A 15,211-nucleotide genomic window follows, 5' to 3' on the forward strand; every position below is an offset into this window, starting at 1 on the left:
TATTATTTAACGCCCAACATTTGCAGCACGACAGGAACGCCTCTCAGTGCTCTTATAGCATCAATGTTCTCCATTGTTTGCTGAGATACACCGGTAGTACCACTGATACCACCTTTTGCTTTTTCTCCGAGTTTTCTTCTTTCTGCTTTCGTAAAGCCGGAGAAGGTTCTGCGTAACAACGGGAGTAGTTGTTTAAATGCATCTTCTTCCAGTTGATGCATCCAGTTATATACTACTGTCCAGAGATCATTGTCTACCAACAGTAATGTACCGCTGCCTTTCAGAAATCCTTCCAGCCAGGCAGCAGCAGTAACAGGTGGCGTAGCAGCAGACATTGCATAACTGAATACTCTTACCAGATCATTGCCGGATAATTGTCTGTGATCGGCCAGCAATCTTGTAGCATAACCACCGATAACGGGAGCGGAGCTGTCATTGCCGGCGATGTGAGAGATTGTTTGTTGCCATTGTGTCGTCAGTTCAGGATCCTGTAAGATGAGTAAAGCATCATTCATATTGTAGATCAGCTCCAGCAATTCAGCTGCTGCATCATCCGCAATACCAATACAGGCGGCAGGCAAACTAATACAGATACGCGTGATCATACCGGCAACAATATTGTCAACCAATGTCGCATCTGTTTTTCGCACGTTACCATAACGGCTGATCTGCACCAGACCGGGAATAACGGTCATCAGTTGCATCACATCACCAGTAGCAGCCGCCAGATTGTTCACCTGTTGTACGAGTGCTTCTACGGCATTATGCAGTTCTGCGGGAATAGCAGTTTCAAGCAGCGTACAAACTTCCTTCAGAGAGGTAGCAGTTTTTGCCTGATGTTGTACATATTGAGAGGCCGCTTCTTCCACTGTATTTCCCCAGCTTCCCTTTTCAATAATATCAATAGAGAATCCGGGATCCCATTGTAAACGCCATTGCTCCTTAAAAGTACCTTTACCCGAAGGTCCATAACGATGTCCCCAACGGATGTCCAGCATCTCCATACGGTGTAGCAGGATACTACGTTCAAGATCTGTGTCCTTACGGAGATCGAGTACATAGTCTTTATAGTCAGCAGTTTGCGGTAACCGTAATTTCTTTTGTAGCTTTTCGATGTCTGTCTGTAAAGGTGGTCGCGGTATATCTGTAGGAACTTCTCCAATCTTATCACTGACGATCAGTTCCTGATCAATCAATTGAAGCAGGATATCTTCTCCGTTACAAAGTACGCTGAGCGTCGCTTCATTCAGTTCTTCCAGTCCCGCTTTGGGCAATCCTCTCAGGCCTGTAAGCGCATTTGCCAGTCGCACGGCTTCCATTACGTGTGCTACGGAAATATCTTTCTGCTGTTCACGGAATAGTCTGGCTACTCTTGACATCCAACGGGTACCATCATCATCCGGATAGCGCCAGTTATGTTCATACCATCCGGGAGAATTGATACCGGCGCCATATCCGCTGTTGTAACTGAGACGGTTATATGTCCAGGGTATCCAGGTAGTAGCTACTTTAACCTTAGGCAGCCCTTTTAGCAGTTCATTATCATCTTTAGCCTTACCCATGTTCAGGAGGGCAGGAGTGTGCCAGGCACCGCATACAACAGCGATTTCTGTATACATTTCTCTTTCTGCCTGACGAATGGTTTTACGCATATGCGCTTCACGCAGTTGCTCTTCACGATCATAAGGCAGGTGAAGATCCTGACGGAGTGCCTGCATACCTTCTGCAACAGCGGTAAATACGGCATCGGGGTCCTGTCTGTATTCGAACATATGTTCCCACCATTTCTCTTCATCCGCAAAACCTGCTGCACCTGCGAGATAGGCAACCGGATTTCTTCTCACGATATGTGTATCGGGAATATATGGCGCCAGACTATTATTAAGTGAAGGAGCTTCTTCTGCATCTGCCTTCGGTTCTTTCGCAGCTTTCAGTTCAAACTGATGTGCCATAGGAAGATCCATAAAGCGTACAGGAATATTATTCCTGCGGGCATACAGAATGGCCTGCCATTCAGGAGAGAACTCTGCAAAGGGATAAAAGACAGCTTTCTGCGGGGCATCAGGCTGATAAGCCAGAATGGCCACAGGAGGCTTAAGCAGATCGTTGTTTACCCATTCGAGAATGCCGTCAGCTTCCGGCGGACCTTCCACCAAAACAATATCCGGTTTAACTTTTTCAAGATATTCCTTCACATGTCTGGCAGAGCCGGGTCCGTGATGTCGAATGCCCAGTATGTGTATTGACATATGAATTGTTTATAGATCGCGGCAGGCGCGGTAAATATCTTTCCAGTCTTCTCTGGTTTTTACGACAGTCTCGAGGTATTCCAGCCATACAAGTTTATCCTGTACAGGATCTTTTAGCACAGCACCGATAATACCCGCAGCCAGATCTGCTGCTTTCAGCTGACCATCGCCAAAGTAAGCCGCCATGGCCAGACCGTTATTCACCACAGAAATGGCTTCTGCTGTACTCAGCGTACCGGATGGAACTTTGATCTTTGTTTTGCCATCAGCAGTTACACCATTTCTTAATTCACGGAAGATGGTTACAATGCGACGGATCTCTTCCAATGCCGGTTTCTCAGCCGGCAGATCCATTACTTTCTCATAACTTTCCACACGACGACGCACGATATCTATCTCTTCTTCCATGGAATCAGGTACGGGCAGAATAACCGTATTAAAACGGCGTTTCAGGGCACTGGAAAGATCGTTTACACCCTTATCCCTGTTATTGGCTGTTGCAATGATATTGAACCCTTTTTGTGCCATTACAGCGGTATTCAATTCCGGCACCGGAAGTGTTTTTTCAGATAATATGGTGATCAGCGTATCCTGTACATCCGCACTGATACGGGTGAGTTCTTCAATTCTGACAATCTTACCCGTTTGCATACCACGCATAACAGGGGTTTCTACCAATGCTTTTTCAGAAGGTCCTTCCGCCAGTAATCTGGCATAGTTCCAGCCATAGCGGATGGCTTCTTCTCCGGTACCTGCAGTACCTTGTACAATCATGGTAGAATCTCCGCTGATAGCAGCCGCAAGGTGTTCGCTCACCCAGCTTTTGGCTGTACCGGGAAGTCCGTATAATAACAGTGCCCTGTCTGTCGTAAGAGTAGCCACCGCGATCTCTATCAATCTGCGGTTACCGATATATTTTGGCTGTATTTCAAATCCGTTTTTCAGGGTGCCGCCCATCAGGTAAGTCACAACAGATTGAGGTGACAATACCCAGTTATAGGGACGTTTTTCACTGTCCTGTTTTTTCAGCTCTTCCAGTTCTTCAAGGAACAATTGTTCTGCATGTTGACGTAATACGTTGGACATCTTTATATGCTTGAAAAGGTGATTGTTATGTGTTGAATGATTTTATTTGAAGGCGTTTGTTATCTGCACTTTGCAGGAAATCAGTTTTCTTATATGATCGCTGGTATTCCTCCAGGTACCCTGATAGGCGGGTTCTTCCGGTGTCAGTTTATCCAGTTCTTCTACGATCGCCGGAGGTAGCTGTAACACATGTTTGTCAAAGAAATTACGGGTATACTGATAAGGATTGCGGGCCATCCATTTCAGTACTTCAGCGGTAAGACTAAGTCCCCATTCTTCTGTGCGGTTGCTGAGGTAATTGATTACATCCTGCGGATAAGTAGCAAACAGGCGCAATGCGTATTCCTCTTGTTCGGCAGCAGGTAATAAAGGAATAACATCAGGATAAAAAGTGGTACTGGTAGCTAATAATAAACGGAGCCACGCAGCATCTTTAAAACGGCCTGCAGCAAGTATCAATGCAGGAATAAACCGTTTACCCAGATCATCGTTCTGGAAGATGTCGATCACTTCTTCCTTGTCAACTTTGAAGTGTGATTCCCACCAAACCGGAGGCACACTGCCAGCCAGCTGAAAAAGGATATAAGCTTCTTCACTGAGATGCTTTTCATTGCTCAGTGTAGCGATACCTGAATCAATAATGATCTTATCCAGCGGTAATTGCAGAGATATTTGAAGTGATTGTTTTGCGCCACGTGAAACAGCCTGTTGTAGTACCTGCCAGTAAGCCTGTACGATAAATGAAGAGGGGATCTGTTTCAGCAGTGCCCATATTTCATCCTTTACTTTCTGATTTTTCTCCTGCAATGATTCCAGCCAGCGAAGGTCATCTTCACTGATGTTCGTGCGCATGATTTTCAGGAATTCTGTTCTGGCAGAAGTATTCTCCTGTGTCCATGTCTGCATCAGCCAATCCCGTCCTATACCGGGAAAAGATTGACGCATTTCCTGAAGCACCTGTCTGCGGTCTTCAGCACTGCCTGTCTGCCAGCGATCTTCATTACTGAGCGAAAAAGGGAATTGCCAGTCCGCATTCATATTGCTGAGCCATTGACCACGTTTCCCACAAACTGCCATCGTCAGGTGACGGATACGTTTTTGAGAAACCGCAGTTTCCAGTAATACCGGAATATATTCCGGTACCACGATCTGGCCTTTATCATAGCAGGCTTCCAGCCAATAGGTAACCAATGGCAGCAGATCCATATCGAGTGCATCCTGTAGCGCATATATAGCTGCTTTATTACAATAAGGTTGCTCTTCAGGTGGAGCTGCCTGCAAAGGAACGCCGCTGTTATGTTCAGCACTGACACCACTCTGGCGATAATTTAGTACGATCGCTGCTATGTGCAGAAACTGTGTTTCAGCATCGAGTGATCTGTCCTCCATGATAGTAGTGGCAACAGTCGCAAGGTCTGTTGGAAGCTCCGCAGGAGACAACTGTTTTTTGCCGGTACCCAGAAGGGCCGTGTTAATGATATTATTCCACATGTCCCTTATAACAATTTATAGACGCCGTTGTGCCAGACGCCGAGGGGTTCATATTCCTGTTCCTTACCCAGCAGTGCCATATCCAATGGTTGGCCGCCACTGAGGGAGAGCAGTTTCCAGATATTACGGAAGCCGTCTTTTACAGGCATGATCTGATCGTTGCTGTCTTTGAGCCACCATTTCATATTATGCTGGACAGGTGTCAGCTGTTGTACAATATAAGGGCGTTCGCTGCGGACAGGCATCTTTTCTGTCAGTGAAGTTTCAGCTGCTGTAAGTTCCTGCCAGCCGGGAAGACCATAGGTGTCCTGCAGATTGTTGTTGGTAACAGGTTCTTTGATCAATGCCCTTAGCGGGCTCTCTGATGGAAAGAATACCAGTTCCGCTTCTATAGACATACCTGCTGTCAACAGTAGCTGTGGTCTGGACATGCCTCTTGCATAGAACTGGAGTACCAGTGCAGGCTGATAGGAATGCAGACCATAAAGCCAGTATTTTTCGGTAGTAAGGTTATCTTCTTCGGTGACTTGTTTGTTGAGTATCAGCCAGGTATCTTTTATGCCGGTCTCTTGTCGCAAAGCTTCCTGACTTTGTGTGAATCCGACAAGCGTGCGGAGTTCCTGTTGTAACAATGGAGAAAGGGCTTCTCCCTGTCTGAAACCCTGAATAACGAGGTAGATACGGAGCAATTGTTCCATGAAGGAATGTTGCCAGCCTTCACTATAGAAGTTGATCTCAGAGAGGCCACGTACCATGGCTGCTAATCCGGGTGCCTGTGCATCCACCATACGGCGGGCCATTGTTTCCCAGTAGGAGGCGCCTTTTTCCGGCAACTGCAGCAGGCCATTACGGATGATATCTTTCATCCAGAGCAGCAGCTCATGAATACCATCTTCTACTTTCTGCTGACGGGCCTGTTGCCGTTTATCACGGGCAACTTCGTCTACCTGTTTTTCTTCTTTGTCCTGTTTTTTGATTTCTTTGCCGGCTCTTTTTTCCAGCCATTCACTGACCCATGAAGGAGGAGTATTGTCGGTGAAGGTACCAGACTCACGGGCATATAGCAACATGAGGCCAATACCATGTTTGCACGGAAATTTGCGGCTCGGACAACTACATTTGAAAGCGGTTCCGGCGAGGTCTATCTGGGTTTGATACGGTTTGCTGCCACTCCCCTGGCATTCTCCCCACAAGGCTTGTTCATTCGCCCCTTTACTCACCCATTTTGCTGCACCAGCCAGTGCCTTTCCGGCTTTTCTGGAAGCTTCGTCCGGTGCTAAGGAAAGCACCTGTTCTTCTGTTAGGAGCAATGGATATAAGATTTAAAAAGTATTGTATTACAAACAATGTTACGCCAGCAATACCTTGTATATTCTGGAATATAACATCACGAGATAGGTGATCAGGATAACTGAATTCAAAACGAGTAACCAGTTTACATCAACCTGCTGGTATTTATTCTTCTTACAAAGAATGGCCAGCCAAAGGAAACCGATTAAAAGAATGCCCGGAAATACCAGTGTCCATTTATTCGTGATGATAAGATGTGCATTAGCGATACGGTCATTCCATCCCTGATCATTCCCCGCTACCAGCGGCAGGATGCCCATGAACAGCACGATAACAAATATTCTCACAGCCGTTTTAGCTGCCGTTTTGCTGATTTTCTGACGTTTACTTTCCTGTTGCATTGTTTCATTAATTTTTAATAGCCACTTGATTGCTAAGTTCGGGATTAAACTATTACGATCCTATTGCTGCTTTACGAACGGGAAGTAAATGTATCCACCAGTGTATTACTATGCCAATCAACAGATTCAGTACACAGAAAAAGGTCATCCAGGCATTTTCTGTCGCAAACCCGCCGATGAACAGCCACACAAAAAAGTAAAGATGGAACCATGCAGGGACCAGCCAGGTAATATAGGGGAGTGCCGGAGGAAGTATCGTTTTTCTTTTGCTGAAACCCCATATGGTCAATATGGGAAGTAAGATCAGGAGAAAGATCAGTTTTTCCCGGCTTCTGATATGAAATTGATCATTCAGCCAGGTGGCCATCGGAAAAAGGGTAATCCATAGCGCGACCTGTGAAATGAGGATTGACAATAAAGGGGTAAGCGTCTGCCAGAGCTTCAAAACTATGTTATTGCGAAAACGCACTTTTTCCAGTGTCCGTGCAAAAGTCGAATAGAAAAACACCACACACAGCCATCCGAAGAAATTGCCGTAAGGCACACCAAACCATTGGGCGGTAAGGGGATCAGGAAACTCAGGTCTGTTGGCCCAATCCCAATGCCACATGTGCAAACGGTAAGCAACAACATCCATACTGAGATCTATACTGAGTGCCAGCAAAGCATCAAACGCAGCAGCTGCTATCAGGGGTAGTCCCCGGCTGTCAGAAATCAATCTGGAAGTGTAAATGATAATACCCCAGCCCATACCGATACAAACAGGGATATTGTCAGGTGCATGTCCCAGCATGAGCCAGAACTGGCCATATTTATAACCGGCATTGGATACGACGTTCACATATTCCAGTAAAAGGCCGAAACCAAAGCCACCCAGCATATAGGCGACATGGCCTGTACCTCTTTTCCATGCATATAACAGGGTCAGAAAGAACAGTACTAACATACAGGATTCTGTCAGGGGATAACAGATTGCCGGAGGAATGCCATAGGGCATATTGGGGTAAGGGAACATAGCAGGTATTTTATAGTTGTTCTTTGTCCATAAACGACGTGTGTTTGGTATCTCTCACAACAGCATAAACGATCAGTGAAATAAAGATACAACCCGTAATGTACCAGTAGTACAGTGACTCATGTCCCGCATTCTTAAAATATAGAGCAATGTACTCTGCTGTACCACCAAACAGAGCCACCGTCAATGCGTAAGGAAGTCCGACACCTAATGCCCGGATCTCAGCAGGAAACATTTCCGCCTTTACCACAGCATTGATAGAGGTATAGCCACTCACAATGATCAGCGCTGAAAGGATGAGGAAAAAAGCCACCCATTCTGAAGCTGCATGACTGATTGCGGTAAGGATAGGCACGGTTAACAGGGTACCCAGTATACCAAAACCAAGTAGTAAAGGTTTACGGCCGATTTTGTCACTCAGCATACCAAAGAGCGGTTGCAGACAGGCATATATCAGCATGAGAAAAAAGGTGAGCAGGGTAGACCTTTCTTTGGTAAGGTGTACTGTATTCACCAGAAATTTCTGCATATAGGTGGTATAGGTATAAAACGCCAGTGTTCCTCCCATAGTGAGTCCGACTACAGTCAGGACCGCCCGGGGATGTTCTTTCAGGAGAATAAGCACAGAGCCTCTTTTTTTATTTTCGTTTTCAGCAGCGACGGTCTCCTGCATATGCTGACGGATAACGAGGGCAAAGAGTGACAGGAGGGCGCCTATTACAAAAGGAATACGCCATCCCCATTCATGCAGTTGCTCCGGGCTCAGAAACACCTTCTGCAGCAAAAGCTGAATACCAAGTGCAATGAGCTGTCCGCCGATAAGCGTCACATATTGAAAGCTGGAATAAAAGCCTCTTTTATCAGGTGTGGATATCTCGCTTAAATAGGTGGCAGAAGTACCATATTCTCCCCCTACGCTCAGCCCCTGTAGTAACCTGGCTGTCAGCAACATCACGGGAGATAATATACCGGCAGTGGTATATGTGGGTGCCAGAGCGATCATCATACTACCCAGTGACATGAGTAGTACGGAAAGCGTCATGGACACTTTCCGGCCCCTGCGGTCGGCAATTGTTCCAAAGAGCCATCCACCGATAGGACGCATCAGGAAACCTACAGCAAAGATGGCAGCGGTATCAAGTAACTGGGCAGTAGGATTGCTTTTTGGGAAAAAAGCAGGTGCAAAGTACAGAGCGAATGCGGCATAGGCATACCAGTCGTACCATTCAACGAGATTACCGATGGAGCCTGTAAAGATCGCTTTAATGCGGTGAGCGGTGTCGCTTTTTTGATTTGTATTCATTATTGATAGGAGCGTGGCTTCCAAAAATAATACAATCGGGGCAATAGTCTTATATTGCTAAACAATTAAAGGATAATCATGGACACGATCACAAAAGCAAAGAAAGCAGCCGGAGAGAAGGCTGCATCGTTGGTACAGCCCGGTATGTTAGTAGGATTGGGAACCGGGTCAACTGCTTACTGGGCGATAGAAAAGATTGGTCAGATGGTAAAGGAAGGATTGAATATCCGCGCGGTAGCTACCTCCATTGCCTCCGAGCAACAGGCAATAGCCCTGGGTATACCCATTACCTCTTTCAGCGAGATCCAGCAGCTGGACATAGATATTGATGGTGCAGATGAAATCAGTGAAGATTTACAGATCATCAAAGGTGGTGGCGGCGCCTTACTGCGTGAAAAGATCGTCGCACACGCCAGCAGAAGAAAAGTGATAGTGGCCGATGAAAGAAAATATGTAAAAACACTGGGTAAATTCCCCCTGCCGGTAGAAATTATTCCATTTGGATGGGAACTCGTATTCAAAAGTATACAGTCCCTGCAAGGTGCTCCTACCTTGAGGACCAGAGAAGATAAACCTTACATCACAGATAATGGAAACTATATCCTCGACTGTATGTTTGGTGCAATAGAAAATCCTGAACAGCTGCATCATCAGCTGAAAGCAATGACCGGAGTGGTGGAAACAGGTTTGTTCATCAACCTGAAACCAACCGTGATCATCGCTTATGAAAATGGCGAAGTAAAAACACTTTAATACCTGATATTCCTTCCTATGTATGAAACCCTCCATCAGATCATTGCTGTCATCTGGGTCTTGTCAGAAGTGCTGCTGAACCGGCTCGTAAGATCTTCTCAGTCAGATAAGACACAGGCAGACAAACAATCTCTGCGGTTTATCTGGATCACTATTATGATCGCATTACCGCTGGCGCATATACTGTCGCGACAGCTGCATATGCTGCCTATCAGTACCTCTCCTGTGATTGTACAGGCAGGTCTGATAATGATTGTAGCAGGCATGATCTACCGTTTTATTGCCATCTACACATTGGGACGGTTCTTTACGGTAGATGTGGCTATCCGCAGTGATCACAGAATAGTCAGAAAAGGCATGTACAAATACATGCGTCATCCGTCTTATCTGGGTTCTCTGTTGTCTTTTCTGGGAAATGGATTTGCCCTGAATAGCTGGATAGGACTGGTCATCAGTTTTGTACCTGTATTGCTCACTTTTCTGTACAGGATGAAGGTGGAAGAGGAATTACTGATCAGTAACTTCGGACAGGAATATATAGACTATAAAAAGGAAACCTGGAGATTAATACCGTTCGTGTACTGATACCGGTGACACGGACGTATCTGTTAACACATAAAGGGACACAGTATGAGCTATACTAACTTTGTAAAACCTGCAGAGGCGCATGCGCTCCTGAACAAACCGGATGTAGTTTTCATTGATTGCAGCTTTGCTTTGAATGATAAAGAGTGGGGCCGTAAAGAATATGAGAAAGCACATATACCCGGTGCGCTGTATGCTGATCTGGACAAAGATCTTTCCGGACCTGTCATCGCCGGTAAAACCGGCAGGCATCCTTTACCAGAAAAGAAAGCACTTGAAGCGACAATAGCATCATGGGGTATTACACCTGATACACAGGTAATCGCATACGACGCAGGTGCAGGCTTTATGGCGGCCGCGAGATTGTGGTGGTTGCTGAAATGGGCCGGCCATGAACAGGCTGCTGTACTGGATGGCGGGAAGAAGGTATGGACTGAAAAAGCATACCCGCTGGAAGTCGGAGTGGTTACACCAGTCGCCGGGACATTTACTGCCCGCTATGACGATACATTATTGGCAGATGCTGCAGCCGTGCTGAAAGCAACCAATGAACATGGCAGTTGTGTAATCGACTCAAGAACGGCCGACAGATATGCCGGTCAGAATGAAACGATTGATCCGGTAGCAGGACACATTCCTGAAGCGATTTCCAGGCCATTTAACGCCAATATCACACCAGAAGGACTGGTTGCAGGACATGATGTGGTAAGGGGCTATTTTGCGGCTGATTTTGCGAAAGATGATGTGATCTTCTATTGTGGATCAGGAGTTACTGCGGCATTTAACGTGTTGCTGGCTAATTATGCCGGTTATGCGATGCCGAAGTTATATGCAGGTTCCTGGAGTGAATGGATCACGGATGATGCCAGACCAGTAGCTGTCGGAGCATAATATAAACATACATGAAATAATAAAGGCGTCAACAGTGATAAGCTGTTGACGCCTTTTGTTATACGATAAAAGACTATTGTTTGCTCAGATACAGAATGAAGATCACAACAGCGATGATCGCTATTACCAGCAGCGCAATCTTGGTGCCGCTGTATGGTCTTTCACCCACAACCTCACCGGTAGAAGCATTCACTGTAAAGTGATAGATCTTGTTATTGTACTTGTAGGCGCTGATCCACACAGGTAGCAGCAGATACTTTAAAGCAATATTACGATAGGTATCATAATACTCTTCGATTCGCTGTTCGTCTCCTCCGATATCACGGCGGATGGTCTGCTCGATGATATTGCGCATGATCAGCTTTGCCTGCTCCAGACCATCTTCAGGAGATACCTGATAGAGCTCAGAACGGAAACCACTGACATACTGTTCATTATAGTGAACGAGTGCCTGCATATGCCATGGCTCTAAGCGCTCCGCTACTTTGCGTGGAAGTGAGGCACTGGCAATTACAAAAATATCATTGAACTCATTATACACAGTGCCGCTCACACTATGCCATCTTGTATGGCGTACCTGTCTGGAGCGTTGTTCTTCCCGGCCATTGACTGTTTCGGTGTAGTATTCAGTTTCATAGTAATAATCACCACGACGACCGTCATATTCAGTCTTTGCATCCGCATCATAAGTCCAGTGTGGCAGGTACATACCTCTCAGCTGACTGGCATGCCCTGTCACCAGCTGAGCCAGATCAGAAGGAGCAAACCAGAGCTTTTTCATCCAGGTCTGAAAGTTGGTAGCTGCCTGTTGCTGTGTGATGGCAAAAGGAAGGATATAATGTGGCCGGACAATTTGTTTACTTTCCGCATCGCTGATAACGAGGGGACTTGCACAGAAGGTACAGTTCTCTGAGTTGACTTCCGCCAGCAGGGTAGTGGAGGCCCCGCAGTTTTTGCAGGATACCACCTTTGCCGTGCGTTGTGCACTCAGACTGTTAGTGCTGTGTATAAATGAATCATAATCTACGGATACAACAGGACCTGTATTTTCCTGTACGATCTCGTTAGTTGAGCCGCAATAAGTACACTTCAGCTGATGGGTACCAGGTGCATAATGAAGGGTGGCCCCACAGCTGTTGCATTGCAACGACGTATTCAGAGCGGCGGATTGCTCCGCCTGGGAATATGGATCCATGAACGATTACGGAATAGGTAAAGGTGGTGGTGTATTGTTAAATAAACCGGCCAGATCAGGCATCGTATTGGCTGCTGCCCAGTTGGTCATGCCTTTTTTCCACATCTGGCTTTGCTGGTTGATTGTACCCGCAGCTACCAGTTGTGTCAGCTGGTCCATTGTATAAGGGCCCGCCTGCTGACCATTGATCGCGGCATAGTATTGCACAGCAGCTGGTAATGGCGGCGGCGCTTCATTACTTCCCTGTACGGTATTTGGCTGGAACACATTGCCCATCTGACTACCCATTGCCATACCTAAACCTGCTCCCATACCAGCGCCAGCCAAACCTCCGTTAGGATTCTGTGCAGCCTGTTCCATAGCATTGGCCGCCTGGAATTGTGCATAAGCACCCAGATTACCAACGATACCCATACTGGTACGTTTGTCCATTGCAGCTTCCACTTCCGGAGGAAGGGAGATATTTTCGATCAGGAACTTGGTCAGTTCCAGACCCATTGCATTGAATTCCGGCTGTATTTTATTGGTAATCAGTGCAGATACCTCATCGTAATTGGCTGCCAGATCCAGTACCGGGATCTTTGCCTGTGCGATCGCATCCATACCACGGGTGATGGCAAGATTACGCAGCTGCTCATTCACACCCTCTACTGTGAATTCCGGATTGGTAGCAGCAATCTCTTTAATGAACAATCCAGCATCCTGTACACGGAATGCGAAACTGCCGAACGCACGCAGACGTACCGGACCAAATTCTGCATCACGCAGCATAACAGGATTACGGGTTCCCCACTTCTGATTGATGAACTGGCGGGTACTTACGAAGTACACGTCTGCCTTGAATGGACTGTTAAATCCATATACCCAGCCTTTCAAGGTGGTAAGAATAGGCATGTTTTGCGTAGTCAGCGTGTACATGCCCGGTTTGAAAATGTCGGCTACAACGCCTTCATTCAGAAACACCGCCAACTGTGATTCACGCACAGTCAGCTTTGCATTCATCTTGATCTCATTCTGATAGCGGGGAAATTTCCATACTATGATTTCATTAGAGGTATCGACCCAGTCTATGATGTCGATAAATTCGTTGCGGAGTTTGTCAAATAGTCCCATATAAGACGGATTTACGGTAGTATGAAAATAGAATAAAGGTGTAATATATTGTATAGGAAGGCGGTAAAAAATATCATGGCACTATAATTTTTTCATGGACCAGACGCCATGCAGTCCGGCAGGTGTCTTTCAGCGCGCCGTTGGTCACTTCATAATGGTGTATTGTCCTGCCCATTTTCCGGAATAAAGATCGCTCATAGGCTGAAAGGGGTTTAATACAAAAAAAAAGCAGTCACTAATGTAACTGCTTTTTCTATTACTCAGATAAAAATGATTATTGTTTTGCGGCCCATTCCTGCAGGTAGTGTTCCAGTACTTTCAGGGGCATATCCCCCTGTTGAAGCAGAGCATCATTGAACCTGATGAGACTAAATCTGCTACCCAGTTTTTTTCTGCATACTTCACGTAATCTGATGATTTCCAGTTCTCCCGTTTTATAAGTAAGCGCCTGCCCCGGCAAGGCCATGTAGCGTTCTACGGAATTAACAGCATCTTCTTCGCTGATAGATTCATGTGCTAATATATAAGAGATGGCTTCCTCTCTGGTCATTCTGCCGGTATGGATACCAACATCTGTTACCAGTCTTATTGCACGATGAATTTCATTATTCAATGCACCAATCTGCTGATCAATCGTCGTGTAACATCCCAGCTGCCTGCCAAATGATTCACAATACAAAGCCCATCCTTCTGTAAAGGCACTGAAACTGATGGATCTTCTGAACGTTGGGAGTGTTTTGTTTTCCTGTTGTAAGGATATCTGATAATGATGTCCCGGAATGGCCTCATGCAGGAAGGTGGCTTCCATGCCGAGAAAGGTAACATTGATTTTCTTCGGATCAGGCACCGGCACATAGAATATCCCCGGACGACTTCCATCCATGGCGCCGATTGAGTAAGAGGGGCCGTTTTGTGCTGCTTCGCGGAAAGCTTCCACACGTCTGATTTCAAATGTGGCTTTTGGTACTACGCTCAGCATGGTATGAAGCCGTGGTTGTACTTTCTTATAGATATCCCGGTATGCCTGCAGTACTTCGTCTGCTGTTTTAAACGGCATAAACTGTGGGGCGGTTCTGACAAAGACAAAGAACTCCTGTAAGCTTCCTTTAAAACCAATCTGTTTTTTCAATTCCTCCATCTCAGCATTGATCCTTGTTACCTCTTTTATGCCTGTTTCATACAGCTGTTCCGGTGTCAGATCCGTAGTAGTAAAATAGCGTACGTAGTAGTTGTACATCGCGTTACCGCCGGGAATACCCGAGAGTCCTGCGCTGTCTGTTGCATGTGGAAGATATTCCTGTTGCAGGTAGTCTGCAAGGCGTTGATAAGTAGGTAATAATTGTGTGGTCAGACTTTGTAAGAAAGATCGTTTTAATCGCTCACGATCCGCGCCGGTGATGCTGGCTGGTATTTTATTCAGGGGTTGGAAAAAGATGCTTTTTGCAGAGTCTTTTTCAGCCAGCGAGATCATTTGCGGAATCATCTTTATAACCAATGCTTTAGGTAATACCATACCTGTAGCGATGCCTTTTCTCATGTTACTGATAGCAGTATCTGTCCAGCGTGCAAAAGCACTGATACGTTGCTGCCAGTTTTCATAATCTTTGATCGTTGCAAATGGTTGTGCAGATTCTCCTGAACCTAGTTGTCCGATTAAAAGTGGGATAGAAGAAAACTGATTCATCGGAAGATATTCCGTATGATGTTTCAATCGCTGGAGATCCATGTCTAGTATTTCTTTCAGTACGTCAAAAGAAATACGATCTGCTGTATTCAGTGATTGTCTTGAAAAGGAAGTCAACAGTTTCAGATACTTTTTATCGAACTGTTCTTTCTCCG

General features: G+C 46.0%; 13 protein-coding genes. 3 read left to right on the top strand and 10 right to left on the bottom strand.

Features of this window, described 5'->3' with window-relative positions; translation table 11 throughout:
* Window positions 1–2 precede the first annotated feature (2 nt).
* Genes FEF09_RS00815 through FEF09_RS00845 form a run of 7 tightly spaced genes read right to left on the bottom strand, consistent with a single transcriptional unit; the run spans window position 3 to window position 8,835 of the window.
* On the bottom strand, window positions 3–2,249 hold the full coding sequence (locus FEF09_RS00815; RefSeq protein WP_146302954.1) for a DUF5682 family protein: 2,247 nt from the start codon (window positions 2,247–2,249) through the stop codon (window positions 3–5).
* Between the two features lie 9 nt (window positions 2,250–2,258).
* Window positions 2,259–3,335: an ATP-binding protein gene (locus tag FEF09_RS00820; protein ID WP_146302956.1), complete on the bottom strand. Its 1,077-nt coding sequence runs from the start codon at window positions 3,333–3,335 to the stop codon at window positions 2,259–2,261.
* A 42-nt stretch (window positions 3,336–3,377) separates the two neighbouring features.
* Window positions 3,378–4,826 carry a DUF5691 domain-containing protein gene (locus FEF09_RS00825; protein ID WP_146302958.1) on the bottom strand — a complete coding sequence of 483 codons (1,449 nt, stop codon included), beginning with the start codon at window positions 4,824–4,826 and terminating at the stop codon, window positions 3,378–3,380.
* A gap of 5 nt (window positions 4,827–4,831) precedes the next feature.
* Window positions 4,832–6,136 (bottom strand): SWIM zinc finger family protein, encoded by a 1,305-nt coding sequence (locus FEF09_RS00830; protein WP_146302960.1) that lies wholly within the window; start codon window positions 6,134–6,136, stop codon window positions 4,832–4,834.
* A 39-nt stretch (window positions 6,137–6,175) separates the two neighbouring features.
* The gene (locus FEF09_RS00835; RefSeq protein ID WP_146302963.1) at window positions 6,176–6,517 is read right to left on the bottom strand and encodes a hypothetical protein; all 342 of its coding nucleotides are present in this window, start codon (window positions 6,515–6,517) and stop codon (window positions 6,176–6,178) included.
* A 52-nt stretch (window positions 6,518–6,569) separates the two neighbouring features.
* The gene (locus FEF09_RS00840; protein WP_146302965.1) at window positions 6,570–7,532 is read right to left on the bottom strand and encodes a carotenoid biosynthesis protein; all 963 of its coding nucleotides are present in this window, start codon (window positions 7,530–7,532) and stop codon (window positions 6,570–6,572) included.
* A gap of 10 nt (window positions 7,533–7,542) precedes the next feature.
* Window positions 7,543–8,835 (bottom strand): MFS transporter, encoded by a 1,293-nt coding sequence (locus FEF09_RS00845; RefSeq protein ID WP_146302967.1) that lies wholly within the window; start codon window positions 8,833–8,835, stop codon window positions 7,543–7,545.
* A gap of 78 nt (window positions 8,836–8,913) precedes the next feature.
* On the opposite strand from FEF09_RS00845, the gene rpiA reads away from it, so the two are divergent.
* The 3 genes from rpiA to FEF09_RS00860 are packed head-to-tail and all read left to right on the top strand — an operon-like array spanning window position 8,914 to window position 11,064.
* Window positions 8,914–9,588 (top strand): ribose-5-phosphate isomerase RpiA, encoded by a 675-nt coding sequence (rpiA, locus tag FEF09_RS00850; RefSeq protein WP_146302969.1) that lies wholly within the window; start codon window positions 8,914–8,916, stop codon window positions 9,586–9,588.
* Window positions 9,589–9,606: 18 nt separating this feature from the next.
* Entirely contained in the window at window positions 9,607–10,173 is a 567-nt protein-coding gene (locus FEF09_RS00855; protein WP_146302971.1) for a methyltransferase family protein, read from the top strand.
* Between the two features lie 45 nt (window positions 10,174–10,218).
* Complete coding sequence (locus FEF09_RS00860; RefSeq protein WP_146302973.1) at window positions 10,219–11,064, top strand: sulfurtransferase; 846 nt, start codon at window positions 10,219–10,221, stop codon at window positions 11,062–11,064.
* A gap of 73 nt (window positions 11,065–11,137) precedes the next feature.
* Here FEF09_RS00860 and FEF09_RS00865 read toward each other — a convergent pair whose 3' ends face one another.
* From FEF09_RS00865 to FEF09_RS00875, 3 genes are all read right to left on the bottom strand, one after another.
* Entirely contained in the window at window positions 11,138–12,259 is a 1,122-nt protein-coding gene (locus tag FEF09_RS00865) for a zinc finger domain-containing protein (protein ID WP_146302975.1), read from the bottom strand.
* Between the two features lie 6 nt (window positions 12,260–12,265).
* Window positions 12,266–13,372 (bottom strand): SPFH domain-containing protein, encoded by a 1,107-nt coding sequence (locus FEF09_RS00870; protein ID WP_146302977.1) that lies wholly within the window; start codon window positions 13,370–13,372, stop codon window positions 12,266–12,268.
* 274 nt (window positions 13,373–13,646) lie between these two features.
* On the bottom strand, window positions 13,647–15,173 hold the full coding sequence (locus FEF09_RS00875) for a DUF885 domain-containing protein (protein WP_146302979.1): 1,527 nt from the start codon (window positions 15,171–15,173) through the stop codon (window positions 13,647–13,649).
* Window positions 15,174–15,211: the final 38 nt, after the last annotated feature.

It is taken from the genome of Chitinophaga pinensis (assembly GCF_007896845.1).
GTDB classification, from domain to species: domain Bacteria; phylum Bacteroidota; class Bacteroidia; order Chitinophagales; family Chitinophagaceae; genus Chitinophaga; species Chitinophaga pinensis_C.